Source organism: Nonomuraea sp. NPDC004354 (assembly GCF_053602555.1).
In genome coordinates, this window is record NZ_JBSGDV010000007.1 from 225,726 (window position 1) to 251,130 (window position 25,405).

General features: G+C 71.4%; 22 protein-coding genes. 13 read left to right on the plus strand and 9 right to left on the minus strand.

Features of this window, described 5'->3' with window-relative positions; genetic code table 11:
* Positions 1-89: 89 nt before the first annotated feature.
* The 5 genes from ACWENQ_RS22080 to ACWENQ_RS22100 all read right to left on the minus strand — a co-directional run bounded on the left by ACWENQ_RS22080 (position 90) and on the right by ACWENQ_RS22100 (position 8,783).
* Positions 90-2,660, minus strand: coding sequence for a DUF2264 domain-containing protein (locus ACWENQ_RS22080; protein WP_452415858.1), 2,571 nt, complete (start codon positions 2,658-2,660; stop codon positions 90-92).
* The gene (locus ACWENQ_RS22085; RefSeq protein ID WP_452415860.1) at positions 2,657-4,933 is read right to left on the minus strand and encodes a polysaccharide lyase 8 family protein; all 2,277 of its coding nucleotides are present in this window, start codon (positions 4,931-4,933) and stop codon (positions 2,657-2,659) included. The genes ACWENQ_RS22080 and ACWENQ_RS22085 overlap by 4 nt, the downstream gene beginning before the upstream one ends.
* A 355-nt stretch (positions 4,934-5,288) precedes the next feature.
* A complete protein-coding gene (locus ACWENQ_RS22090) occupies positions 5,289-6,605 on the minus strand; it encodes a M60 family metallopeptidase (protein ID WP_452415861.1) in 1,317 nt (438 codons plus the stop codon).
* 86 nt (positions 6,606-6,691) lie between these two features.
* Positions 6,692-7,738 carry a LacI family DNA-binding transcriptional regulator gene (locus tag ACWENQ_RS22095; protein ID WP_354905980.1) on the minus strand — a complete coding sequence of 349 codons (1,047 nt, stop codon included), beginning with the start codon at positions 7,736-7,738 and terminating at the stop codon, positions 6,692-6,694.
* Positions 7,739-7,772: 34 nt separating this feature from the next.
* Complete coding sequence (locus ACWENQ_RS22100) at positions 7,773-8,783, minus strand: hydroxyacid dehydrogenase (RefSeq protein WP_452415931.1); 1,011 nt, start codon at positions 8,781-8,783, stop codon at positions 7,773-7,775.
* A gap of 162 nt (positions 8,784-8,945) precedes the next feature.
* Here ACWENQ_RS22100 and ACWENQ_RS22105 point away from each other — a divergent pair, with 162 nt between their 5' ends.
* The 6 genes from ACWENQ_RS22105 to ACWENQ_RS22130 are packed head-to-tail and all read left to right on the plus strand — an operon-like array spanning position 8,946 to position 15,592.
* Positions 8,946-9,941: an ABC transporter permease gene (locus ACWENQ_RS22105; RefSeq protein ID WP_449917769.1), complete on the plus strand. Its 996-nt coding sequence runs from the start codon at positions 8,946-8,948 to the stop codon at positions 9,939-9,941.
* A complete protein-coding gene (locus ACWENQ_RS22110) occupies positions 9,928-10,815 on the plus strand; it encodes a carbohydrate ABC transporter permease (protein ID WP_452415862.1) in 888 nt (295 codons plus the stop codon). Before ACWENQ_RS22105 ends, ACWENQ_RS22110 begins: the two co-directional genes overlap by 14 nt.
* Positions 10,816-10,843: 28 nt before the next feature.
* Positions 10,844-12,511: a hypothetical protein gene (locus ACWENQ_RS22115; RefSeq protein WP_452415863.1), complete on the plus strand. Its 1,668-nt coding sequence runs from the start codon at positions 10,844-10,846 to the stop codon at positions 12,509-12,511.
* A 31-nt stretch (positions 12,512-12,542) separates the two neighbouring features.
* On the plus strand, positions 12,543-13,925 hold the full coding sequence (locus ACWENQ_RS22120) for a M1 family metallopeptidase (RefSeq protein ID WP_452415865.1): 1,383 nt from the start codon (positions 12,543-12,545) through the stop codon (positions 13,923-13,925).
* Positions 13,922-14,308: a hypothetical protein gene (locus tag ACWENQ_RS22125; RefSeq protein WP_452415866.1), complete on the plus strand. Its 387-nt coding sequence runs from the start codon at positions 13,922-13,924 to the stop codon at positions 14,306-14,308. The genes ACWENQ_RS22120 and ACWENQ_RS22125 overlap by 4 nt, the downstream gene beginning before the upstream one ends.
* Before the next feature lie 57 nt (positions 14,309-14,365).
* A complete protein-coding gene (locus ACWENQ_RS22130) occupies positions 14,366-15,592 on the plus strand; it encodes an alpha-L-fucosidase (RefSeq protein WP_449917758.1) in 1,227 nt (408 codons plus the stop codon).
* 69 nt (positions 15,593-15,661) lie between these two features.
* Here the strand turns inward: ACWENQ_RS22130 and ACWENQ_RS22135 are convergent, their stop codons facing one another.
* Positions 15,662-16,438, minus strand: coding sequence for an enoyl-CoA hydratase-related protein (locus ACWENQ_RS22135; protein ID WP_449917755.1), 777 nt, complete (start codon positions 16,436-16,438; stop codon positions 15,662-15,664).
* Positions 16,435-17,211, minus strand: a complete 777-nt coding sequence (locus tag ACWENQ_RS22140; RefSeq protein ID WP_452415868.1) for a PaaX family transcriptional regulator — start codon at positions 17,209-17,211, stop codon at positions 16,435-16,437. Before ACWENQ_RS22140 ends, ACWENQ_RS22135 begins: the two co-directional genes overlap by 4 nt.
* Positions 17,212-17,389: 178 nt before the next feature.
* Here ACWENQ_RS22140 and ACWENQ_RS22145 point away from each other — a divergent pair, with 178 nt between their 5' ends.
* Together ACWENQ_RS22145 and ACWENQ_RS22150 are read left to right on the plus strand one after the other, a co-directional pair.
* A complete protein-coding gene (locus tag ACWENQ_RS22145) occupies positions 17,390-17,557 on the plus strand; it encodes a DUF3117 domain-containing protein (RefSeq protein WP_020545024.1) in 168 nt (55 codons plus the stop codon).
* A 74-nt stretch (positions 17,558-17,631) separates the two neighbouring features.
* The gene (locus ACWENQ_RS22150; protein ID WP_452415870.1) at positions 17,632-19,032 is read left to right on the plus strand and encodes a leucyl aminopeptidase family protein; all 1,401 of its coding nucleotides are present in this window, start codon (positions 17,632-17,634) and stop codon (positions 19,030-19,032) included.
* A 72-nt stretch (positions 19,033-19,104) separates the two neighbouring features.
* Here ACWENQ_RS22150 and ACWENQ_RS22155 read toward each other — a convergent pair whose 3' ends face one another.
* Complete coding sequence (locus ACWENQ_RS22155) at positions 19,105-19,743, minus strand: O-methyltransferase (protein WP_449917748.1); 639 nt, start codon at positions 19,741-19,743, stop codon at positions 19,105-19,107.
* Positions 19,744-19,904: 161 nt separating this feature from the next.
* Between ACWENQ_RS22155 and sigE the strand changes: the two genes are divergently transcribed.
* From sigE to ACWENQ_RS22180, 5 genes are all read left to right on the plus strand, one after another.
* Positions 19,905-20,543 (plus strand): RNA polymerase sigma factor SigE, encoded by a 639-nt coding sequence (gene sigE / locus ACWENQ_RS22160; RefSeq protein WP_354905982.1) that lies wholly within the window; start codon positions 19,905-19,907, stop codon positions 20,541-20,543.
* A gap of 1 nt (position 20,544) precedes the next feature.
* Positions 20,545-21,066 carry an anti-sigma factor family protein gene (locus tag ACWENQ_RS22165; protein ID WP_354905855.1) on the plus strand — a complete coding sequence of 174 codons (522 nt, stop codon included), beginning with the start codon at positions 20,545-20,547 and terminating at the stop codon, positions 21,064-21,066.
* Positions 21,063-22,028 carry a sigma-E factor regulatory protein RseB domain-containing protein gene (locus ACWENQ_RS22170; RefSeq protein WP_452415872.1) on the plus strand — a complete coding sequence of 322 codons (966 nt, stop codon included), beginning with the start codon at positions 21,063-21,065 and terminating at the stop codon, positions 22,026-22,028. Before ACWENQ_RS22165 ends, ACWENQ_RS22170 begins: the two co-directional genes overlap by 4 nt.
* 72 nt (positions 22,029-22,100) lie before the next feature.
* Complete coding sequence (locus tag ACWENQ_RS22175; protein ID WP_354905857.1) at positions 22,101-23,546, plus strand: S1C family serine protease; 1,446 nt, start codon at positions 22,101-22,103, stop codon at positions 23,544-23,546.
* A 106-nt stretch (positions 23,547-23,652) separates the two neighbouring features.
* On the plus strand, positions 23,653-24,006 hold the full coding sequence (locus ACWENQ_RS22180; RefSeq protein WP_354905858.1) for a sec-independent translocase: 354 nt from the start codon (positions 23,653-23,655) through the stop codon (positions 24,004-24,006).
* A gap of 191 nt (positions 24,007-24,197) precedes the next feature.
* Here the strand turns inward: ACWENQ_RS22180 and ACWENQ_RS22185 are convergent, their stop codons facing one another.
* A complete protein-coding gene (locus ACWENQ_RS22185) occupies positions 24,198-25,337 on the minus strand; it encodes an Mrp/NBP35 family ATP-binding protein (protein WP_354905859.1) in 1,140 nt (379 codons plus the stop codon).
* Between the last annotated feature and the right edge of the window lie 68 nt (positions 25,338-25,405).

The window sequence follows — 25,405 nt, forward strand, 5'->3', positions numbered from 1 at the left end:
GTCTTCTGGGGACGTGGTGTTCGGATCGATCTTCTGGGGACGTGGTGTGCGGGTGGGTGGGCACGGGAGTCGGGGGCGGGCTTCCGGGTTCATGAGGGCATGGCTGATGGTTCGGCGTGTGGGGAGTGGGCCAGGTGCGTCGGTGGGGTGGTCAGGGGGTGCGTCTGGCGGTCGCCGTCGGGGAAGGCGACGGTGACCGCGTGGGATGACACGTCGACCGTGATCGCCTCGCGGAGCGCGGACGGGTGGACGGTGTCGCCTGACAACACGACGAGCGAGACGTGCAGGCCCGGCGTGTCGGCGTGCAGGCAGGGGACGGCCGAGTGGGGGCCGAAGGCGTTCGACTCCACGTCACGGGACACGTCCGCGCGTTGCCAGCCGTACAGGCCGATGATCGCGGAGGTGAGCCCGTCCGTACGGCGGGCCAGCGCCCACCCTGGACCGGTGGCGATGTCGGGGGGTGAGGTGTCGGACACGGCGTAGCCGCCTTCTCGTACCGCCGGTCCGGCAGGCCTTTCACTGGTCTGGGTGGCGATGGGGGAGCGCTCGTCGGTGTGGGGAGATCGGGCGAGGGGCGGCGGGGATTCCGCGTCACCGGGGCTAGGGGTGTGCGCTGCCGTGGAGGGTTCTTCTCCGGGTGAGGTCGGGGTGGCGGCATGCCGGGTGGTTTGGGCTGAACCCGGCTCGGTGGTCTCGGTGGGTTGGGGTGCAATCGGCTCAGTGGTGGAGCCGGTGGTCGAGCCGGTTCGGGGTGTGGCTGGCTCGTTGGTCGGGCAGGTCGGGCAGGTCGGGCAGGTCGGGGGGTCGGTTCGGGGTGCGGATCGCTCGGTGGTGGGGCGCGTGGTCCAGGCGGGTTGGGATGCGGTCGGCTCGGTGGTGGGGTTGGTGGTCGAGCCGGTTCGGGGTGTGGCCGGCTCGGGGTCGAGGCGGGTGGTCGAGTCGAACCGGGGCGTGGCTGGGTCTGTGGCAGGGCGCGTGGCTGCGTGGGGTTGGGGTGGTGCTGCGTCTTGAGGTGGCGAGGGGGTGGGGTGGAGCGTGGCTGTGGGCGGTTGTGTCAGCGTGGCTGTGGCTGTGGCTGTGGCTGTGGCTGTGGCTGTGGCTGTGGCTCTGGTTCTGGTTGTTGGCTGGAGCGGGGGGCGGGGGGTTAGGTCCGCTGGGTTCGGTGTGGGGGTGAGTGGCTGGGGGGTGGCGATCTCGTGGATGCGGACTTCCCACGGGCCGCGGACGATGGAGGTCGTGGTGATGCGGGTGCCGTCGGGGGTTGCCGTGTAGGAGGAAGCGGTGCGTCCCTCACAGGTCAGCGGATGGATCGCGCCGCGCGCGGAGGGCAGGCCGTCAGGGGAGACGAGCGCGAGGTGGTTGTCGACGTTTCGGGTCCAGGCGTGTTCGGCGGCTTCGGGGGCGGTGCGGGTGGAGTAGGCGAGCTTGGCGTAGTGGGGGTCGTCGGGTGGCGCGCCGTGGTCGCTGCCGTGGTTGACCAGACGGACGATACCGTCGTGGCGGGTGCCGTGAAGGAGCAGGCCGGTGGCGGGGATGGCCACGGTGACATGGTGCTCGTCGATGGGGAGCATCTGTTCGCGGGCGGTCCACACCGGATGCTCGGGCGGGAGCAGCAGGCCGAGCAGGCCCTTGGACGCCCAGTACGGCGAAGCCGGTCCCGAGTACGCCTGCGTGGTGGGCAGGAAGGTGTCGTACCAGCCCAGGGAAAGCAGGCCCCGGCGGTCGGGGACACCGCGTTCGGCGAAGTGGCGGGCGACGGACGAGGCCAGCTTCCTCGTCTGACCGGGGGCGAGAGGTGTCGCCTCGACGAGGGCGCCGAGCCAGACCGGGGCGAGTGAGGCGAATCGGTAGCAGAGCGAGCGGCCCTGGTGGATCGGCGCGCCGTCCGCGCCGAAGAAGTGCTGGTAGGTCGTGAGGAACTCGGTCAGGCGGGCACGGTAGAGCTTGGCGCGGTCGGCGTCACCGGACATGCGCGTCCACAGCAGCGGGTAGAGGTGGAGCGCCCAGCCTCCGTAGTAGTCGAAGTTGCGGGTGCCGCCGTCGGTGTACCAGCCGTCGCCGACGTACCACTCCTCGATCCGGTCGAGGCCTCTGTCGATCTCGTCCTGCGCGTAAGGCCCGCCGACCGACTTCACGAACTCCTCGCTCACGGTCTGGAACAGCATCCAGTTGTTGTCCCAGGTCCGCTTGCCGAGGAACCCGCTCAGCCAGGCGACGACCCGCTCCCGCACCTCGGAAGGGAGCCGGTCCCACAGCCATGGCCTCGACTCGTGCAGCCCGACGGCGATGGAGGCCGCCTCGACCATCTGCTGGGAGCAGTCGGTCAGCTCGGGCCACGCCTCGCCGCTGGCGGGGTCGGTGCCGTTGGCGAGGCCGGTCGCGTAGCGCTCGATCAGCGCGGGATGTACCTGGCCACGCGCGCCCGCGATGCGGAACGCGGCGGCCAGGAACGTGCGGGCGAATCCCTCCAGACCGTCGAGCGCCCTGCCCGACCAGCTGGCGCGTCCCGGGAGCCGGTACTGGGCGAACCCAGGAGACGCGTACGGCACGACCGAGTCGAGCAGGTGGTCGGTCAGCGCCTCCCAATGGGCGCGCGTCCAGCCGGTACGCGGCGAGAGCAGCCGGTCGGTGGGCGGCAGGGACAGGTAGGGAGGGATCATGCCCAGCCTTCTCGATGGCGGCCGACGGTGAGCTCGGCCGTGTGGGTGTGACCGCGCGATCCGGCCAGGTTGACGGTGATCGTGGGGTTCTTACCCGGTCGGACGGTCACGGTGTCGTCGCTGCCGACCACGCCGTGGGCGGGGTGGTCGAGGGTGAGCGTGACGGTGCCGACCGTGCGGCCGGGGTCGGAGACCGCCAGGGAGACCCGGTCGCCCGCGCGCCGTACGAGGACGGCGCAGGGCGCCGAGGCGGTGACTCCGCCCGCCTCGCCCGCTGACCAGAAGGTGGCGGCGAACAGCCGGGCGTCGCCCTGCTCGGCGGCGATCGCCTGGACCTGCGCGGTGTTGGCGAGGATCTCGACTCCGGAGTGGGCGGCGGTCTGCGCGGCGGTCGCGTTGGGGAGCAGCAGGTAGGCGTAGCCCGCGCCCGACGGGTTGGCGCCGTGGTCGAACCAGAGCGTGACGTACTCCCTGGACACCGGCCCTGGCGTGCCACCCGTGTCGGCGCCGTCGTTGATCGCCCTCCAGGTGTCGGTACGCACCTCGCGGAGCGTGCGCAGCCGCGCGCCACCAGGGAAGACGTAACCGCCCACGCCCTCCAGGTGTGCCCACGAGGCGGTGGACGAGCTCTCGCCATCCTCCCGGGGCATGCCGTCGACGATCAGCGGCCCGGAGGCGCCGCGGTTGTCGACGACGGTCTCGATCGTCCTGCCGTCGGTGCTGGTGATGCCCGCTCCCAGGCAGACGACCGCGTCGTCGAGGCAGACCCAGGTCTTCCTGGCCGTGAGCGTGGTGCCCATGGCCATGAGTTCGAGGCTCGCCACGCCGTACCCGCCGAGGACGGCGCCGCCCGCCCACGCGTTCGCCGGGCGGAAGGTGCCGGTGCCGCTGACCGAGACGGCCGGGTCGCGGGGCCGCGTGTCGACCGTGGTGCCCGGCAGCCGGTAGGAGTCGACGGTCGGCCAGTAGTCGGCGCTGTAGTGGTCGAGGTCGGTGTAGAGGTAGGTGACGCCGTCGCCTTGGTACCAGGCGCGGTAGTTCTCCCCGTTGCCGCACTCGTAGCCGGCGATCCGCCTGGAGTCGAGGCTGAGGGCGAACGACCAGGAGGGACGGCGGTGCACGACCCGATCCATGTCGGCGAAGACGTGATGTCCGACCGGTCTGGGCGCGGCGGTGACAGCGGCGTCGGCGAGCACGGCACGCGCCCTGGCCGTCGCCGCGATGCCCGCGCGCTCCATGAACCTGCCCCTGCTCGCCCAGCCCTTGGCCAGCGCCCGGAACCTGCTCGCGTAGGGCTCGGGCGCGCCGGTCGCGAGCTGGAGCACGGCGTCGACCGTGTCACGCCCGGCGTCGTGGTCGCGGTAGGCGCCGCGTGACACCGCGCGGCCTCTGACGCTGTCCATCATCAGGCCGTCGTGGATCCACGGCGCGAACGTCCGCTCCACGGCGTCGAGGATCACCGCCCGCCTGGGGTCGGTGACCTCCCAGCTCGAACCGCCCAGCAGACCGAGCACCGCGCTCACGGACTGGAGCAGCACGACGCCGTAGGAGCCGGTGTAGGCGACGGTGTCGTGCTGGATGAACGAGCCGTCGGCGTAGAAGCCGTCGCGTGCGGTGACGTAGCCGAACAGGGTGTTGCGCCCGGCGTCGCGCACGTCGGACAGCCCGTCGCGGGCCAGGGCGATCTTGGCGGCGTCGTCGCCGACGATTCCGCGCAGGGCGACGATCAGTGCCTTGTCGGCCCGGTTGGCGCCGGTCTCCGAGAAGTTGGTGAGGTTGGTCCGGCGGTCTGGGTTGGGACAGAAGCGGTCCACCGCCCGGATCCAGGCGGCGCGCTGGCCGGGGCTGATGACGTCGTACATCAGCAGGCAGGTGTCGATCAGGGATCGGGCGGCGCCGATCTCCCAGTGCCACCAGTTGCCGACTTCCTTCTTGGTCTCGTTGTAGGCGCGGGCGTAGAGGAAGTCGAGAGCGCTGAGGAGCTCCGTCGCGAGCGTGGTGTCGCCGTGGAGCTTCGAGCCGGGGGTGGCCCAGGCGGTGGCCAGCGTGCGCAGGCGCTGGTGACTGCTGGAGATGTCGCCGGAGGCGCCTTTGAGGGGGAGATCGGGCCAGAGGGAGGTGCGCTCAGGTGAGCGGTCGAGGGTGTCGCGCAGGGTCGTGGCCGAGGCGTCGAGCCGTGCGAGAGGGGCCGCGAAGGCAGGGTCGGCGGGGTCGAAGGGGGCGCCGGTGAGCATCGCGGTGGCCTTGGCGCGGAGGGTGGCGAACTCGGTCACGCCGGAAGTCTGGCTGGTCGGGGTGGTGGGGGTGGGGGCCGAGCGGGGTTCTGTGGAAAAGGTGGGGCCGGCCGGGGTGGCTGTGGACAACGGACCGTCGGGGAGGAGGAACGCGGCCAGGCCGCCGGCGAGCCCGAGGAACCCGCGCCGATGAAGGGCCTGCACCGGATCCGGCGATGCGGCCCGAAGGAGCGCGCCGCGGGCGTCGGTCGACGTGGGGGAGGGAGAGTCGGGCGCGGCATTCAAGGAGGGGGTCGGGTGGGGCTTGGAGGGTGAGTCGGGCGTGGGGTTCGGGGAGGTCTGGTGGGGTTCGGGGTTCGGGGTGGAGGGGGAGGGGCGCATCGGTGTCGGGCTCCTACTCGGCCAGCGTGCTCGGGTCCACGTCGGGCGCAGGCAGTCCGAGGGCCGCCACCCGTGCCAGGTACTCCGCCGTCACCGGCGCCCCCCACCGCTCCCAGAACCCGCGCAGGTCCCGCCCCGCCGTCCGAGAGGTGTAGAGCGCCAGGTATCCCCACCGCCTGTCCGTCTCCGTCCACTCCGACGGCGGCCGTTCGTCGCGGACCAGCCGGTGCAGCCGGGGCCAGAAGTCGTCCCCGAACGCCAGCTCCAGCTGCCGGAACGGCACCAGCTTCTCAAAGGCGCCGAACCCCTTCACGTATCCCGAGCTGGGCAGCTTCGGCAGCGCGCTCTGGTACGGCGTGAGCCCGGTCTTCGCGTCCGGCTTGGTGAGGTTCGACGGCTGCCCGAGTGTCCGCTGCGCCGCCAGCGAGTAGATGTTGACCGTGACCTCGGTGAGGTCGGTCGGCTTGTAGGCCATCTGCTGGTGCTGGTGCCCGAGCTCGTGGTAGACGCCCCACCCCCGGGTGCGCAGCCCGTCCACGGTGAGCAGCCGGTCCAGGTAGGTGCGCGGGTAGGCGGTCCAGCCGTGGGTGGCGTAGGCGCCCGCGCCGGTGGGCATGCGCGGCGCCTCCACCAGGTGGAACGGCAGCGGGCTGCGCTCCTGCCGGTCGATGCCCGAGATGGCCGCGTGGGAGGAGATGATCGTCTCGAGCAGGGAGAGCAGCGCGTGGTGGTCCTGGTCGCGCCAGGCCAGCATGCCGTCCCTGGTCACGGTGACGATCCCGTACGGTGAGACCAGCTCGACCTGCGGTGCCGTGGTCAGCGTGTCGAGCTGTGCCTGGAAGGCCGATTCGGTCGTCTCCCCCATCACGAAGGTCGGGACGGGCCTCGCGCCGCTGACGAACTTGACCTTGGCCTTCCTGCCGTCGTCGCTCGCGGCGCCGACGAGCGACAGGTAGATCATGCCGCCACCGGGGTCGGTGACGGTGTTGGCGCCCGCGGTGAGCGGGTAGGCGCGTGGGTTCTTGTAGGTGACGTCGGCGTGGGTGTCGGGGGCGCCGACGTGGAGCGTGGGCAGCAGGCCGCCCTTCGCCTCGACCTCGACGGTGAGCGTGCCGGCGGCGGGCAGGTGGAGGCCGGTGTGGTGGAAGTTCGTGGTGCCGAGGGCCTGCTGGAGCCGCAGCCGCTCGCTCTCCGCGCTGGGCCTGGCCCGCAGCACCACGGTACGGCGGGCGGACGCGGTGGCCGCGCGCGCGGGGGACGAGCCGAGCAGGACGGCGCCGACGGTGGCCGCGCCGAGGAAGCCACGGCGGGAAAGGGGGGTGGTGGTCATGACGGCAGCATGTAAGCGCTTTCTATAGCGCGTCAAGGCCAACGGAATCTTTCTATGAGTTTCTATGCAGGGTAGGACCGCAGTGCTCAGTAAGCGCTTGCTACCGAGTCGCGCACGACGACCGTGGTCCCCACCCGCGTGGTGGTCTGCACGGGCGCCAGGTAGTCGCCCTCGCCCGCCACGCCCAGCGCCAGCCGTACCGCCTGGCGGCCCATCTCCTCCAGCGGGATGCGCACGGTCGTCAGCTGCGGGCGCAGCTCCTGGGCCACCGGCACGTCGTCGTAGCCCACGACGGAGATCTCGCCGGGCACGGAGACGCCCGCCAGCTCCAGCGCCTGCATGACACCGGCCGCGACCGTGTCGTTGGCCGCGAAGACCGCGGTGAAGTCGAGCCGCTCGGCCAGCAGCTCCCTGATCCTGTCGTAGCCGAACCTGCGGCTGAACGACCCGGTGTGCACCAGCTCCTTGGCCTGCGGCAGCCCGCGCATCTCCAGCGCCCGGCGGTGTCCCGCCAGGCGGGCGATCGTCGTGGACAGCGAGGACGGCCCGCCGAGGAACAGGATCCGGCGATGCCCCTGCGTGATGAGATAGTCGGTGATCGCGAACGCGCCGCCCTCGTTGTCGTACTCCACGACCTTGGTCGGCACGTCGTCGCCCAGCGAGGGCCGCCCGCACAGCACCAGTGTCGAGCCGGCGGCGTGCAGCGCGCGGGCCCTGCGGCCGACCTCGGCGGCGTAGGCGCGGTCCTCGTGCGCCCCGCCGACCAGGATCACCGCGTCGGCGCGCTGCTCGTGCAGCAGGTCGATGAGGGCCAGCTCCTGCTGGTGGCTCCCCTCCGTGCAGCACACCATGCACAGCCGGCCGTGCCTGGTCGCCTCGCGCTCGACGCCCCTGGCGATGTAGGCGTAGAACGGGTCGACCACGTCGTTGATGATGATGCCGACGGTCCTGTTGGTGGCTCCGGCCAGCGCCCTGGCGTGGGCGTTGACGACGTAGCCCAGCTCGGCGATGGCCGCCTCGACCCGTTCCCTCGTCGACGTGGCGACGGGGTAGTTGCGGTTGATCACCCTGGAGACCGTCGCGCTGGAGACGCCGGCCCGTCTGGCGACGTCGGCGATGGTCGCCGAGCTCATCTCGGTCACCGGCTCCTCCTTGCCCGTGTGAAGATCATGCCATCCGGTCGAGCGCGTCGAGATGGATCTCGTGCAGCAGCGGCTGCCCCGCGCAGTACCTGGCCACCTCCTCGACCGTGGAGTCGGCCAGTCTGCCGAGCTCGTTGCCCTGCGCGCCCGCCAGGTGCGGGGTGAGGAAGACGTTCGGCAGCCCGAACAGCGGGTGCCCGGCGGGCAGCGGCTCGGGGTCGCTGACATCAAGTATCGCGTCCAGCCGGCCGCTCGCGACCTCTTCGAGCAGGGCCTCGGTGTCGATGAGCGTGCCTCTGGCGGTGTTGACCACGACCGCGCCGTCCATGAGCCTGGCCAGCAGGGAGCGGTCGAGCATCCGGTGGGTCTCGGGGGTGCTCGGCGCGTGCAGGCTCACCACGTGCGAGCGGCGCGCCAGCGTGTCGAGGTCGACCAGGGCCGCGCCCAGGCCCGCCACCTCGACGGGGTCGGCGTACGGGTCGTAGACCAGGATCTCGGCCTCCAGGCCGCGCAGCAGCTCGACGACCCGCCGCCCGATCCGCGACAGTCCCACGACGCCGACCGTGATGCGCCGCGCGCCCAGCCACGGAATGCCGGTGAAGTCGCGTTTGGTGCCGTGCTCCCGATACCGGTGCGCCAGGGTGAAAGCGCGTTTCGCGCCGAAGACGATGGCGGCGTAGGTGAACTCGGCCACCGGTACGGCGTTGGCCTCGGCCGCGCTCGACACGCGCACGCCGCGGGCCAGCACCGCGGGGTCGAGGAAGGTCTTCACCGTGCCGGCCGCGTGGGCGATGAACCGCAGCCTGGGCGCCCGCTCCAGCAGCTCGGGCCCGAGCGGCGGGCAGCCCCACCCGGTGACCAGCACCTCGGCGCCGGCCAGCGCGCGCCGCGCGGCGCCGGTCGACAGGTCGTGCAGGACGTCGTCGTGAAGGTCGGCCAGCTCGGCGAGCCGGTCGAGGGCGCCCTTGGCGAAGACCTCCTCGCGCACACCCGGCGCCATGGCCAGAACCGTGCGCGGTCTGAGCCGCACCTCCATGACCGTCACATCACTCCCCGCGGTTGAAGACCCAAGGCCATAGTAAGCGCGTTCTATGGAGAACGTGCGCCGCACGCTAGGCCCTTCCTGGGAAACCGTCAAGAAGCTCTTGACGAATGAGGAAAGCGCTTACTACGGTCACGCCAACTGGAAGGACCACGCATGACGACTCCCCTCGAAGCCGTCGGCCCCGGTACGGCACGCCGTACCGGGGCCGAATCCCCCGCGGTCACGCCCCAGCGCCTACCGCTCAGGAAACGCCTCTGGCGGGACCGGGTCATGCTCGCCCTCACCCTGCCCGGCCTGCTGTACTTCCTGGTCTTCCACTACGTCCCGCTCTTCGGCTACGTGGCGGCCTTCCAGGACTACCAGCCGTACATCGGCTTCCTGGACAGCCAGTGGGTCGGGCTGCAGAACTTCGCGACCATGCTGGGCGACCCCCGGTTCTGGGACGCGGTGGGCAACACGCTGCGCATCACGCTCACCCAGCTGGTGCTCTTCTTCCCCGCGCCGATCGCGCTGGCGCTGCTGCTCAACAGCGTCGTCAGCGAGAAGCTGCGCAGGTTCGTGCAGAGCGTGGTCTACCTGCCGCACTTCATCGGCTGGGTGATCATCGTCTCGATCTTCCAGCAGGTCGTCGGCGGAGCCGGCGTGCTCCCCGACGTGCTGGAGAGCGCCGGCCTGCCGCGCTACGACCTGATGACCGACCCCGACGCCTTCCCGCTGCTGGTCACCCTCCAGGTCATCTGGAAGGACTGCGGCTGGGGCACGATCATCTTCCTGGCCGCGCTGCTGTCCATCCCCTCCGAGCTGTACGAGGCGGCGGCGATGGACGGGGCCGGCCGCTGGCGCAGGCTCTGGCACGTCACGCTGCCCGGGATCACCCCGATCGTCATCCTGCTGCTCATCCTCAACCTCGGCAGCATCCTGTCGGTCGGCTTCGAGCAGATCCTGCTCCAGCGTGACGCGGTCGGGCCCGAGTCCGGGGAGGTGCTCGACACCTTCGTCTACTTCAACGGCGTCCAGGACGGACAGTGGGGCCCCGCGGCGGCCGTCGGCCTGGTGAAGGCGGTCGTCGGCGCGGTCCTCGTCCTCGGCGCGAACAAGGTGGCGCACCTGCTGGGCCACGAGGGGGTGTACCGCAATGCGGGCAGGTGACCGTCCCGCGTGGATGGAGAAGCCGTCCGGGCTCGGCGCGGGCCTCAAGGCGATCGTCATCACCGCGATCACGCTGCTGGTGATCTACCCCTTCGTCGGCGTCCTCGGCACCAGCCTGTCCTCGGAGTCGGAGATCGCCAGAAGCGGCGGGTTCGTCCTGCTGCCCACCTCGCCGCAGCTCGACGCCTACCGGGCGGTCTTCGACGGCGGCACGGTCACCCGCGCGCTGCTCGTCAGCGTGCTGGTCACGAGCATCGGCACGCTGGCCGGCGTCACGGTCACGGTCTGCATGGCCTACGGCCTGAGCCGCCGCGAGGTCACCGGATCGAAGTGGATCCTGATGGTCGCGCTGTTCACCATGCTCTTCAACCCCGGCATCATCGCCAACTTCCTGCTCGTCAACCAGCTCGGCCTGCTCAACAGCTTCGGCGCGCTCGTCCTGCCCAGCCTGGTCAGCGCGTTCAACCTGGTGGTGCTGCGCTCCTTCTTCATGAACCTGCCGGGCGAGCTGCTGGAGAGCGCCCGCATGGACGGCGCCGGCGACCTGCGGATCCTCGCGCGTATCGTGCTCCCGCTGTCGAAGGCGGTGATCGCGGTGGTGTCGCTGTTCTACGCCGTCGCCTACTGGAACAACTTCTTCAACGCCCTGCTCTACATCGACGACTCCGAGCGCCACCCGCTGCCGAACATCCTGCGCACCTTCATCCTGCAGGGCAGGACGCTGGAAAGCGCCGTGGGCACCGAGGCCCCGGCCCCCGTGCAGGCGATCCAGATGGCCGTACTCGTCGTGGCCATCGTCCCGATCCTGCTCGTCTATCCCTTCCTGCAGCGCTACTTCACCAAGGGCGTGCTCACCGGCGCCATCAAGGGCTGAGCCCGCCCCCCACCCCCGAAGGAAGACCATGAACCTGTCCAGGCGCGGACTCCTCCGCCTCGGCGCGACCGCGACCGCGGGCGCCGCCCTCTCCCCGCTGCTGGCCGCCTGCGGCGGCGCCGCCGGCCCCGCACCCGCGACCAAGGCGCAGGGCCTGACCATCAAGCTGCCGACGTACGTGCCGCTTCCCGGCGCGGCGCGGCCGGACCTGCCCGGCACCCCCGCGGGCGTGCCCGAGGGCTACTTCACCTACCCGAAGGAGCTGTTCAAGGCGGTGGCCAGGCCGCCGATGTCGGGCGGCACGGTGACGATGGCGTCGAAGACCTTCCTGCCGCCGCCCCCGCCCCGCGAGCAGAACGCCGCGTGGCAGGAGATCGAGAAGCGGCTCGGCGGCCGGGCCGAGCTGATGATCGTGCCGGAGGCCGACTGGCCGACCAAGTTCAACACCATGGTCGCCGGCGGCAACCTGCCCGACCTGTTCCCGTACGTGTCCACGCAGGGCGTCAACAACCTGCCCGCCTTCGTGGCCAGCCAGTGCAGCGACCTGACGCCGTTCCTCAGCGGCGACGCCGTCAAGGAGTACCCGAACCTGGCGGCCATCCCTGAGGTGTTCTGGAAGCAGGGCATCGTCGCCGGCAAGCTCTACGGCATCCCGATCCCGCGCAACATGGTCGGCGGGCTCGGCTTCTACCGGGCCGACCTCTTCGCCGCCGCGGGCGTGACCGACCTGGCCCAGGTCGGCGACACCGAACGGCTGGCCGAGCTGCTCAAGGCGGTGACCAACCCCAAGGAGAAGCGCTGGGGCCTGGTCACGGCCACCGGTGGCCTGTTCGGCCTGTCCATCTTCGCCCAGCTGTTCGGCGCGCCCAACGGCTGGCGCCTGGAGCCGAGCGGCAAGCTGGTGGCCGGGTTCGAGACCGAGGAGTACCGCGCCGCCGTCGAGTACACCCGCAAGCTGCGCGAAGCGGGCGTCATCTACCCGGGCTCCGAGGGCTTCGACTCGCTCAAGCGCAAGAACGAGTTCAACGCCGGACGCGCCGCGCTGACCTACGACGGCATGCCCGCCTTCCTCGGGCCCGCCGGCTACCTGCAGACCCAGAAGAAGATCGACCCGAAGGCCGATCCCCGGCCGCTGCTCCCGATCGGGAGCACGACCGCGGCCTTCCTCAACAACATCGTCTTCGCCGTCAACTTCGTGAAGAAGGCCGACGCCACCAAGGTCAAGGAGGTCCTGCGCGTCGCCGACTTCTTCGCCGCCCCCTTCGGCAGCGAGGAGTACACCCTCATCCAGTACGGCGTCGAGGGCACCGACCACACCCGCGACGACAAGGGCAACCCGGTCCTCACCGAGCAGGGCGCCAAGGACACGACGGTGCCGTGGAAGTATCTCGGGGCGCCGACCCAGCCGGTCTTCGACGCCTCCTCAGGCGAGGCCGTCAAGCTCACCCACGACGCGCTGGCCAAGATGATCGCCGTCGGTGTCGAGGACCCGACCACGGGCCTGTTCTCGCCGACCAGCGAGAACCGGTTCGAGGCGCTGTCGACCATGCGCACCGACCGGCTCACCTCGATCATCGCGGGCCGCGCCCCGCTGTCCGACCTCGACCAGCTCATCAAGGACTGGAAGGCACAGGGCGGCGACAAGATCCGCGCCGAGTTCGAGAGCGTCATCCAGAAGAGCGGCGGCACCAGCTGAGCCGTCCCCGACGATAGGTGTGACACCCCCCATGAAGCGAACCATCGCCACCCTGGCCCTCGCCGCCCTGGCGGCGGGCGCCCTCGCCCCACCCGCCGCCGCCACCCCCGCCCCCGGCTCGCCGGGCCTGGGCGACCCGCTCTTCCCCGATCTCGGCAACGGCGGCTACGACGTCCGCCACTACGACGTCGCCTTCGACTTCACCCCGGTCACCTACGACTTCACCGCCACGGTGACGATCAGCGCCACCGCCGTCCAGGACCTGTCGTCCTTCAACCTGGACACCGACGGCCACGTCATCGACTCCGTCACCGTCGACGGCCGGCCCGCGACGTGGGCGCTCGCCCAGGGCCGTACGGGTCAGGAACTGACCGTCACCCCCGCCGAGCCCGTGAAGGAGCATCGCCCCTTCACGGCGACGCTGACCCTGCACGGCAACGGCAAGGCCCCGCGCTCCGGCCTCACCGGGTGGCGGTTCGGCCCCGACGGCGGGTTCGCCGCCGCCGCGCAGGCCAGCAGGGCCGACACCTTCTTCCCCGTCAACGACCACCCCTCCGACAAGGCCACCTGGACCTTCCGCGTCAAGGTCCCCGACGGCTACGTCGCCACCGCCAACGGCGAACTCGCCGCGAAGGAGGGCGAGGTCTGGCGGTTCGAGGAGCGCGAGCCGATGCCGCCCGAGCTGCTCGGGCTCGCCGTGGTCAAGGGCACCTACCTGTACGGCACCGGCCCCCACGGCCTGCCCCTGCGCCACATCGTCCCGCAGGGGCAGGAGGGCACCTACGCCCCGATCGCCGCCGAGACGGCCGGGCAGCTCGAGTGGGCCGAGGCCAGGTTCGGCCGCTTCCCCTTCTCCACCTACGGCGTGCACATCTACCCCGGCTACACCGACGCGCTGGAGAACCAGACCCTGTCCCTGTTCGGCACCGGCTGGTTCACCAGGCCGACGTACTCCAACACCATGGTCCACGAACTGGTGCACCAGTGGTTCGGCGACTCGGTCACGCCCGCCACCTGGCAGGACGCCTGGCTGAACGAGGGCCCGGCGGTCTTCTACGCCGCCGTGTGGGCCGAGGAGCAGGGCGGGCAGCCGCTCGCCGACAAGATGCGGACGGTGTACGGCAAGCTTGACGAGGTCCGCGCCAAGGACGGCCCGCCCGGCAGGCCCAAGGGCCTCGGCGGCTACAACATCTACGACGGCGGCGCGCTGGTCCTCTACGCGCTCCGCCAGGAGATCGGCGAGCGCGACTTCGACCGTGTCATGCGCCGCTGGGTCCAGCGCAACAAGGACGGCAACGCCTCCACCGAGGACTTCATCACGCACGCCGTGAAGACGGCCCACCGCCCGGGCCTGGACGCGTTCCTGCGCGCCTGGCTCTTCGGCGAGAAGAACCCCCCGCTGGAGATCCCATGAGACGCCTGCTCGCCCTGACCGTCCTGCTCACCCTCCCCCTGACCGGCACCGCCGAGGCCGCCTCCCTGACCGGGGCCGCCCCCTTGACCGGCGCCGCCGAGGCCGGTCCTCTGAGCGGCGCCGCCGAGGCCGCGTCGCCGGCCGGCCCGGTCGACGCCGCGCCCGGCCCCAAGGTCTACTACGCCGCCCCAGACGCCACGAGCGAGGCGTGCAACATGGTCGTCGCCACCGCGGCCGACCTGTCGGACACGAAGCGGGTGAGCCTGCCGGGCAAGGTGCTCCGCCCCTCGCTGGTGGAGATCGCGGCCGATGCCCGCTACGTCCGCGTCCAGCGCGCGGGCACTGGCAGGATCGGGCTCTCCGGAGTTTCGGTCCACCCGTAATCAACGCACCCTGAAGGGGTACGGCGCGGCCGTACCCCTTCCCCGCTTGGAGAGCAGATGAGCTGGTTCACCGAGGCGCGGTTCGGCCTCTTCGTCCACTGGGGCATCTACGCCGCCGCCGCCCGCCACGAGTGGGTGAAGTCCTACGAGAAGCTGGACGACGCGCACTACCGGCGCTACTTCGACCACTTCGACCCCGACCTGTACGACCCCGAGGTCTGGGCGGAGGAGGCGTGGAACGCGGGCATGCGCTACCTGGTCGTCACGACCAAGCACCACGACGGGTTCTGCCTGTGGGACTCCGCGCTCACCGACTACAAGGCCACGGCCACGCCGTACGGCAGGGACCTGCTGCGGCCGATGCTCGACGCCTTCCGGGCCAGGGGGATGCGCGTCGGGCTCTACCACTCGCTGATCGACTGGCACCATCCGGAGTTCCCCGTCGACCTGTATCACCCGCAGCGTGACCTCGGCGAAGACTCCAACCGCGATATCCGGAAATATGCCGACTATCTGCACGGGCAGGTCCGCGAGCTGCTCACCGGCTACGGGCGGATCGACACCATGTGGTTTGACTTCAGCTACCCGGGACGCGGCATGGGCGCCAAGGGCAGGGACGAGTGGCGCTCGGCCGAGCTGGAGGCGATGGTCCGCGAGCTCCAGCCGGACATCATGATCAACAACCGGCTCGACCTGGGCAGCGGCGACTTCATGACCCCCGAGCAGGTCATGCCGCCCGGCGGGGTGCCCGGCCACGTGCCGTGGGAGGCGTGCCAGACGCTCAACGGCAGCTGGGGCTACGACCGCGACAACCTCGACTGGAAGTCGCCCGAGCTGCTGCTGAGCATGCTCGTCGACACCGTCTCCAAGGGCGGCAACATGCTGCTGAACGTGGGCCCGAACGCGCGCGGCGAGTTCGAGCCGCGCGCGGTCGAGCGGCTGCGCGCGATCGGCAGGTGGACCAGGCTGCACGGCAGGGCCGTCCACGGCGCGGGCGCCGCGGCCTTCACCCCGCCGCAGGACTGCCGCTACACCCAGCGCGGCGACCGGCTCTACCTGCACCTGCTGAACTGGCCGATGAAGTACGTGCACCTGGACGGCCTGGCCGGCAGGGTGAAGTACGCGCAGTTCCTGCACGACGCCTCCGAGGTGCGCGTGCTCCGCGTCGATCCGCACGAGCCCGGCCACGCCTACCTGCGCGGCGTGCCCGAGGACACCCTCACCCTGCAGCTGCCCGTGACCAGGCCCGACGTGACCGTCCCCGTGATCGAGCTCTTCCTCTGACCGGGCGAGCCCGCGGGTTTCGGGCCGAGCCGGGCCGGCGGGAGGATGCCGAGCAGCCGGTGCCGGCGGTCAGCGGCCGGTGAAGGTCGGGCGCTGCTTGGCCAGGAAGGCGCGGGTCGCGCCCTGGTGGTCCTCCGTGGCGGCGAGCTGGTCCTGCAGGTCGGCCTCCAGCGCCAGCGACTCGCCCAGCGTGTGCGTGGCCGCGAACGCCAGGGCGCGCTTGGTGGCCGCGAACGCCTTCGTCGGGCCGGCGGCCAGCCGTACCGCGAGCTCGTGGGCGGTCTTCAGCAACTCGTCGTCGGGCACCACGCGCGCGACCAGGCCGAGCTCGAGCGCGCGGGCGGCGTCCAGCGGCTCGCCGAGCAGCAGCAGCTCGGCCGCGCGCCCCTGGCCGACCAGCCGCTGCAGCGTCCACGAGGCGCCCGAGTCGGGAGCCAGCCCGATGCCGGTGAACGCCATCGCGAACTTGGCCCGCTCCGATGCCACGCGCAGGTCGCAGGCGTAGGCGAGGGAGGCGCCCGCGCCCGCGGCCACGCCGTTCACCGCGGCGACCACCGGCTTGGCCATGCCGGTGATCACCTCGACCAGCGGGTTGTAGTGCTCGCGGACGGTGTCGGCCAGGCCCCTGCCGGCCGCCAGGTTGTCCGCGTGCTCGCGCAGGTCCTGCCCGGCGCAGAAGGCCCTGCCCGCCCCGGTGATCAGTACGGCCCGCACGGCGCCGGACGCGGCCGCCTCGCGCAGCGCTTCGAGCAGGGCGGCCTTGAGCTCGGCGGTCAGCGAGTTCATCGCGTCGGGACGGTCGAGCGTGACGGTGGCGACGGCGTCGGCGACCTCGTAACGGATCACAACAGCTCCTTGTCGACGAAAGCGGCGGCCGCAGGCAGCAACCTGGCGGCCTCCTGTTCGAAGTACGCCCGCGCCTTCTCGCCCGGCCAGCCGGGCGGCAGCAGCTCGGCGGGCAGCCCGGGGTCGCGGAACAGGAAGTTGCGCCAGCCGTGCACCAGTCTGCTCCTGGTGGCGAAGACGCGGGAGTTCGGCGCGCCGCCCGGCAGCCCCGCGATCAGCTCCTGCGCCTCGGACAGCCACTCCTCGTAGGCCCTTCCGATGGCTGTCAGGTCCCACGCGCTCGCGACCAGCGCGCGCGGGTCGCCGTCGAGGACGGCGTCGAACATGTCGGCGCGGACGCCCTCGTTGGCCAGCAGCGGATCGAGCTCGGGGGAGCGGCGAGGGCCGACCCAGGTCGTCTCCGACAGCGGCGCGTAGCCGAGGAAGGCCAGGTCGGCGCGGAAGCGTTCGCGCTTGGCCCGGTCCCTGACCGGCTCCAGCACGACCAGGTGCCAGTGCCCCTGCCAGCTGATCGTTCCGGGTCGGTAAATTCTCAGCGCCGCCTCGTCCAAGCGCCTGACGCACTTGGCGGTGACCTCGTAGCCGGGCCCCTGCGGCAGCCTGACCCGGTCGAGCCAGCCCTGCCGCACCATGCGCGAAACCGCCGTCCTGACGGCAGGAGCCGCGATTTCCAGCGGCGCGAGCAGCCTGACCAGGGCGGCGACCGACGCCTTCCCACCACGGGAACGCAGGTGGTCCCCGTACAGATCGAACAGCGCCGCGCGTGCGTTCACGAGCACCAGTTTGGACGGCTTCGCGACCCTGGACAACGGATGCTGGGAGGAGATCGTTACCCATTTGGCACTCCGATGCGGGAGAATAGGACATCACAGAAGACGTGAATGCGTCGGCCACCCACCGGGGCGGTCGTTGATCGCAACCGCGGAGTCCATGGCAGGAAGGGATACACGCATGGCGGCGATGAAGCCGCGGACCGGCGATGGTCCGCTGGAGGTCACCAAGGAAGGGCGCGGCATTGTCATGCGGGTCCCGCTCGAAGGTGGCGGCCGGCTCGTCGTGGAGATTTCGGCCGACGAGGCGAAGGCGCTCGGCGAAGCGCTGAAGAACGTGGTCGGCTGACGCCGGCTCAACCACCTGATCGAACGGCCCTGGCGTACCCTCCGCCGGGGCCGATCACGTTTGGAGACTATCCCGTGCCCATCCAGACGACGGTGTCCGTGCTCCCCGAAGCGCCCGCCGACGCCGCACTGCTCGCCCTCCCCTACGACGCGGAGCTGAACCCCAAGGTCGAGCTGCCCGTGCCGGTGGCCGCGCTGCTGGCGCACTACGAGGCCAAGGGTGAGGCGGGCGAGATCGTCGAGGTCCCGGTCACGCGCGGCGACGCGGTGGGAAGGGTCCTTCTGTACGGCGTCGGCGACGGCTCGCCGCGTGCCCTGCGCAAGGCGGCCGCCGGCCTGACGCGCAGGGCCAGGGGCAAGCAGGAGCTGACCGTCGTGCTCCCGGCCTGCGACGCCGCCGTCTTCGCAGAGGCCGCCCTGCTGGCGGCCTACACCTTCAAGATCGGCGGCCAGGGCGCCCCGCCCGTCGCCGCCCTCACCCTGGCCGGCGCCGACGAGCCGGCCGTACGGCGCGGCGAGGCCGTGGCGCAGGCCGTCGCGCTGGCCCGCGACCTGACCAACACCCCCTCCTCGACCAAGAACCCCGCCTGGCTGGCCGAGCAGGCCGCCGCCACCGGCCTGGAGGCCAAGGTCTGGGAAGAGGACGCGCTGCGCGCCGACGGTTTCGGCGGCATCCTGGCCGTCGGCCAGGGCTCGGTCCACCCGCCCCGGCTGATCCAGCTCTCCTACACCCCCGAGGGCGCCGAGAGGCACGTCGTGCTGGTCGGCAAGGGCATCACGTTCGACTCGGGCGGCCTGTCGCTCAAGCCGACCGACAACATGAAGACCCAGAAGACCGACATGGCCGGCGGCGCGGTCGTCATCGCGGTCATGGGCGCACTGGCCGCCATGGGCTCGCGGGTGCGGGTCACCGGCCTGATCGCCGCGGCCGAGAACATGCCGTCCGGCAGCGCCCAGCGGCCCGGCGACGTCATCACGCACTACGGCGGCACGACCGTCGAGGTGACCAACACCGACGCCGAGGGGCGCCTGGTGCTCGCCGACGCGCTCGCCTACGCCGACGCCGTGCTCGACCCCGACGCGATGGTCGACATCGCCACCCTCACCGGGGCGATCAGCGTCGCCCTCGGGCGGAGCATCGGCGCCGTCTACTCCCCCGCCGACGAGCTGGCCGACGAGCTGGTCGAGGCGGGCGCCAGGAGCGACGACCGGTTGTGGCGGATGCCGCTGATCGAGGACTACCGCCCGGCCCTCGACTCGCCCATCGCGGACATGCAGAACGCCGACGTGGGCGGGCGCTACGGCGCCGGCTCGATCACCGCGGCGCTGTTCCTGCGGGAGTTCACCGGCAAGCGTCCGTGGGCGCATCTGGACATCGCGGGCGTGGGTCGCAGCACGGTCGACGAGGGCACGCTGACGAAGGGCGCCACGGGCTTCGGCGTCCGCGTCCTGCTCGACTGGCTCACCCGCTCCTGAGCCGCCGCGCGCCGATCCGGTGGGCGGTGACGTCCACCGGATCGATGTCCGGGACCGGCGGTGGCCGGCCGGTCAGGCGGAGACCTTGACGGCGGCCAGCAGGCCGTCGCCGAGCGGGATCATCACCGACCGCAGCCGGTCGTCGCCCTGCACGAGCTTGCCCAGCTCGCGTACCGCGACCGTGTCGGGGTCGCGCTGGGAGGGGTCGGCGACCCTGTTGTGCCACAGCGCGTTGTCGAAGGCCACGATCCCGCCCACCCGCAGCAACCGCACCGCCTCGGCCAGATAGTCGGCGTACTCCTGCTTGGCCGCGTCGGCGAACACCATGTCATAGCCGCCGTCCGACAGCCTGGGCAGCACGTCGAGCGCGCGCCCGGCGATCAATCTGATCCGGCCGCCGGAGAATCCGGCGTCGGCGAAACTCTGCCGGGCCAGGCGCTGGTGCTCGGGCTCGACGTCCACGCTCGTGAGGGTGCCGTCGGCGCGCATGCCGCGCAGCAGCCACAGCCCCGACACCCCGCACCCGGTGCCGATCTCCACCACGGCGCGCGCGTTGAGCACGGTGGCCAGGAAGCACAGCGCGGCACCGCCTCCGGGAAGGATGGGCGGCGCACCCATCTCATGGCCGCGCTGCCGCGCCGCGTGCAGAATCTCGTCTTCCTGATGGAACTGCTCCGCATAGGCCAGAGTGGCCTCTACCGGGCTGGTCATCGGCCTCTCCTCCCCACTTCCGTGCAATTGGTCACCGATCGCAGCCTAGGGGAGACACGCCAGGACGGGAACTCTGGTCGCGCCCAACGCGTTGCAGGTTTAAACGGGCTTTGCCGGTCCTGAAGGCAGGCAGTGCGCACGAAGGGACGAAACCAGGCACTATGACGGTAGCGGTGGTCCCAGAGAGAGGAGTGCTGGTGGACGGAAGCGACCACCAGGCCGGTCCTCACGTGTCAGATGTGTCTGAGTGGACTCCTCCCACCTGGGAGGAAGTGGTGCGGACGCACTCCGCGCGCGTGTATCGGCTTGCGTACAGGTTGACCGGCAACGTGCACGACGCGGAAGACCTCACCCAAGAGGTCTTCGTCCGGGTCTTCAGGTCGCTGTCGAGCTACACACCCGGCACTTTCGAGGGCTGGTTGCACAGGATCACCACGAACCTGTTCCTCGACATGGCGCGCAGGAGGCAGCGGATCCGCTTCGAGGGGCTGGGCGACGACGCGGCCGAGCGGCTGCAGGGTCGCGAGCCCTCACCCGCCCAGGCGTGGGACGACGCCCACATGGAGCCGGACATCCAGGCGGCGCTCGACTCCCTGGCCCCGGAGTTCAGGGCGGCGGTCGTGCTGTGTGACATCGAAGGCCTGTCGTACGAGGAGATCGCGGCCACGCTCGGCGTGAAGCTTGGCACGGTCAGAAGCAGGATTCACCGTGGCCGGGCACAGCTGCGGGAGGCTCTGGAGCACAGGGCGCCCCGTGGTTCTGAACTCCCCCCGACCGTGACCCGTGGGGAGGAAGTCTGATATGTCGCACCTTGGAGAGCGCGTATCCGCGCTGGTGGACGGCGAGCTGCGCCACGCCGAGCGTGAACGCGCCCTTGCTCACCTGGCCTTCTGCGCCGACTGCAGGAGGGAGGTCGAGTCGATGCGGGCGCTGAAGTCGCGCCTGCGGTCGCTCGAAGGCCCTCCGATGCCGGCCGACCTCACGATGTCTCTGCTGCGAATGGGTGAGCCTGGCGACCCGGTGCCGCCCAGGGAGCGGCCCTTTCCCACCTTCGGCGGTGTTCCGCTTCCCGGCCCGCGCAGCATCGCTCCGCCCGACAACCGGCCTCGCGGCGCCTCGGGCGCTTCGTCGCGGCCCGGACGGTCCCGCAGGCGTCCGGCCTACGTGGCCGTAGGCGTCGTCTCCGCGGCGGTCGCGCTCGGCACCCTGTTCGTGGTCGCGGGCCAGGACCAGGGCCCGTCCGTCTCCCCTCCGGTCGAGGTGTTCAAGCAGGTCCACAAGACCACGGCCCCCTACGGCAACCCGCCCTCCGCCACCCCGTGAGACGGCTGCCCGCCGTCCTCACCCTGGCGCTGCCGATGGCAGTCGGCCTGCCGGGCGCGGTCCACGCCGTGCCCGACGGGTCCGAGAACGAGGACACGGGTCTGTCGCTGCTCAGACGGTCGGCGATGGCCGCGAGGGGCCAGCCGTACGAGGGGACGCTGGTCAGCACGTCCGGCGCGGTGCTCGCCGTACGCAACAGCCCCGGGACAGGGATGACGGTCGACCGGCGCGCCGCCGACCCGGGGACACCCGCGGGCGGCCTGCTGGCCCCCTCCGACGGGATGCTGCGCGCGCTCGCCGCCAACTACCGGGTGGTCGAGGCGCCGGCCGGGAGCGCGTGCGGCAGGACGGCCCGCGTGATCCAGGCGCTCCGGCACGACGGGCGCCCGGCCGCGCGGTTCTGGGTCGACGCGGCCAGCGGTGTCCCGCTGCGGCGCGAGGTGCTGGACGGCCGCGGCAGGGTGGCGATGGCCGAGGCGTTCGTCGACGTGACGATCCCCGCGCCGCTTCCCATGGCGCAGTCCGCCCCGCTCGCCCGGACGGCGCTCGGCTCCGGGACTCTCACCGCCCTGAGGGCGCGGGGCTGGAGCCTGCCCAGCGTTCTGCCCGGCGGTTTCGAGCTCGCCCATGCCGCCGAGAACGACGGCTACCTGAAGCTGGGATACTCGGATGGGGTGTCCGTTGTCTCGGTGTTCGTGCAGCGGGGCACCCTGGACGAGGAGCGGCTGGCGGGCTGGCGTAGCCGGTCTCGCGACGGGAATACGATCTGGATCCGGGACGCTGCAGGACGGGAGATGATCTGGGCGAGTGGAGGCCATGTCTACACCGTCGTCGCCGACGCTCCCGCGGACGTGGTCGAGGCCGCCGTCCGGGGGCTGCCGCACGAGGCGGAGCCTGGCTTCTGGCAGCGGTTCGCCCGGGGCGCCCACCGTGTGCTTTCCTGGGTCAACCCGTTCGCTTGACGCTCGCGTAACAACTCTCGTACACCGTAAGCGGGAAGATGACGGTGTCCGAACAAGGAGTGGTGAGACTAGATGACCGACGAGACGCGCCCCATGGACGGACGCACGCCGTCGGACCTCGCCGAGCCCCAGGGACGGCCCGACTTCCTGCCCGCCCAGGAGGGATGGGACAGCGCGAGGACGGAGCAGCTCGGCTGGGAGCACGCCGAGCAGCCCGCCCAGCCGTACGGCACGGGCTGGGGCGATCCGTCGGGACGACCGGCCGCCAACGACACGGCCGTGTTCGGCGCCCCCGATCACGGTCCCTCGCTGCCGCCCCCGCCCACGCAGGCGGTCGGCATGGGTCACGGATGGGGGCCGCCGCCCACGCCCGCCGACGGCGGGGCCGCCGCCGCGCGCCGGGGGCCGGGCATCGGAGTGCTGGTCGCGCTGGCCGTGGTGATCGCGCTGCTCGCCTCGATCATGGGCAGCGTCGGCACCTACCTGCTCACCAGGCAGGGCAGCTCGGGCACCGACCCGTCCTACTCGCTCGGGCCCGCGCCGTCCGGCGACACCAGCAGGGCGGCCGACTCGATCGCGGGGGTGGCCTCGCGGGTGCTGCCCAGCGTGGTCTCCCTCGAGGTCGAGGGCAACAGCGACGCGGGAACCGGCTCCGGCTTCCTGATCAAGGGCGGTTACGTGGTCACCAACAACCACGTCGTCGCGGTGGCCGCCCAGGGCGGCGCCATCAAGATCGTATTCAACAACCGCAAGAGCACCAGCGGGCGCATCGTCGGCCGTGACCCCGGCTCCGACCTGGCCGTGGTCAAGCCCGAGGAGACCTTCGGCACGCCGGAGATCACGCTCGGCAACTCCGACCAGGTCGTCGTCGGCGACCCCGTCATCGCCATCGGCTCGCCGCTCGGCCTCACCGGCACCGTCACCACCGGCATCGTGAGCTCGCTCAACCGGCCCGTCGTGGCCGGCGAGGACAACGACCCCGACCCCGCCTACATCAGCGCCATCCAGACCGACGCCGCCATCAACCCCGGCAACTCGGGCGGGCCGCTGGTGAACGCCAAGGGTGAGGTCGTCGGCGTCAACTCCGCGATCGCCACGCTCAGCCGGGCGGTCTCCAGCCAGAGCGGCAGCATCGGCCTCGGCTTCGCGATCCCGATCAACCAGGCCAGGCGCGTCGCCCAGGAGATCATCACCACCGGCTCGGCCAAGCGGGTCAAGATCGGCATCGTGGTCGACTCGGGCTACCGCGGCGAGGGCGTGCGCATCGCCTCCCAGCCCACCCAGGGCCGCCAGCCGGTCGAGGCCGACGGTCCCGCGGGCAAGGCGGGCCTGAAGGCCGGCGACGTCATCCTCGAGATCGACGGCCTGCGCATCCAGGACAGCACCGAGCTCATCTCGCTGATCCGCGGCAAGGCCCCGAACTCGAAGATCTCCATCAAGTACAAGCGCGGCGGCGAGGAGCGGATGGCCACCCTCGTCGTCACCGCCGAGCCGGAGCCCACGCCGCGACCCTCCTGACGGTGACCTCGCCCGGGCTCGGGTGCTCCATCGCCCGGGCGAGCCCTTAGTCTGGAACTGGCCCGGATCGTCCCCTGGCCCCGGTTGCACAGTGTAGGAGCTTGCGGTGTTCGGACTCGGTTGGATGGAGGTCGGAGCGCTCGTCGTGATCGCGCTCCTGGTCTTCGGTCCTGACAAGCTGCCGCAGGCGGCCGCGCAGGCCGGCAAGACGCTGCGCAACCTGCGGCGCATGGCCACCAGCGCGCGCGACGACCTGAGATCCGGCCTCGGCCCGGAGTTCGCGGACTTCGACCCCGCCGACCTCAACCCGAAGAACTTCGTCCGCAAGCATCTGCTGGACGACGTCGAGGACGCGTGGAAGGACCGGCCCGCCGCGATCGAGCCCGTGTCCGTCACCGTCGAGCCCGTCTCCGAGCTCGGGTACGGCGAGCTGCCCCCCTACGACTCCGAGGCCACCTGAGGCTCCGGGCCACCTGAGACTGCGGGGCCGCCTCGGGCTCCGGGGCCGCTTCGGGGCCACCTTGAGACTTCGGGGCCACCTGAGGCGGCCGTCACGTCTCGGTGGTCACCCTCGCCGCCCGAGTGCCGTGAAGGACGGGCGGCGAGCGGTGACCACGGTGGGCTGTCGTGGGCGTGCCGTACGGGCGGCGGTCAGCGACCCGAGGGTGACAGGCCCAGCTGCAGGCCCTTGATGCTGGAGGAGCGCTTCGACAGCTGCGCGGCGATGCGGCGCAGCTCGGCCGCCGCGGGAGCGTCGGGGTCGGTCAGCACCAGCGGCTTGCCCTCGTCGCCGCCCTCGCGCAGCCGCGTGTCGAGCGGCACCTGACCGAGCAGCGGCACCCTCGCGCCCAGCGTGCGCGTCAGCGCGTCGGCGACGATCTGTCCGCCGCCCTCACCGAAGACGTTGATCTTCTCGTCGCAGTGGGGGCAGGGCAGCCACGCCATGTTCTCGATGACGCCGGCGATCTGCTGGTGCGTCTGCGCGGCGATGCTGCCGGCGCGCTCGGCCACCTCGGCCGCGGCCATCTGCGGCGTCGTGACGACCAGGATCTCCGCGCCGGGCAGGCGCTGCGCGACCGAGATCGCGATGTCGCCGGTGCCCGGCGGCAGGTCGAGCAGCAGGACGTCGAGGTCGCCCCAGTAGACGTCGGCCAGGAACTGGTGCAGCGCGCGGTCGAGCATCGGCCCGCGCCAGACCACCGGCGAGTTGCCCTCGGGCTTGAACATCCCGACCGAGATGACCTTGATGTCATGCGCCACCGGCGGCATGATCATGTCCTCGACCTTGGTGGGCCGCTCCGACGCGCCGAGCATGCGCGGGATGCTGTGGCCGTAGATGTCGGCGTCGACGATGCCCACCTTGAGGCCCTGGGCGGTCATCGCGGCCGCCAGGTTGACGGTCACCGACGACTTGCCGACGCCGCCCTTGCCGCTGGCCACCGCGAACACGCGGGTCAGCGAGCCCGGCTGGTTGAACGGGATCTCCTTCTCGGGAGCCCGGTTGCCGCGCAGCTTGGTCTGCAGGTCCTTGCGCTGCTGCTGGCTCATCACGTCGAGGTCGACGCGCACGGCGGAGACGCCGTCGAGCCGGGAGACGGCGGCGGTGACGTCGCGGGTGATCGTGTCTTTCAACGGACACCCCGCCACCGTCAGGTAGATGCCCACGACGACCTCGCCCGTGGGGGAGATGTCGATGCTCTTGACCATGTCGAGGTCGGTGATCGGCCGGCGGATCTCGGGGTCGTTGACCGTGGCGAGCGCGGCTGTCACCTGTTCCGGGGAAGGTGCCATGAGTCCATGGTATGAACCCAGACAGGGTATGCCGAACGAAGGGGCCGATCTGGGTCCCCGATCGTCGC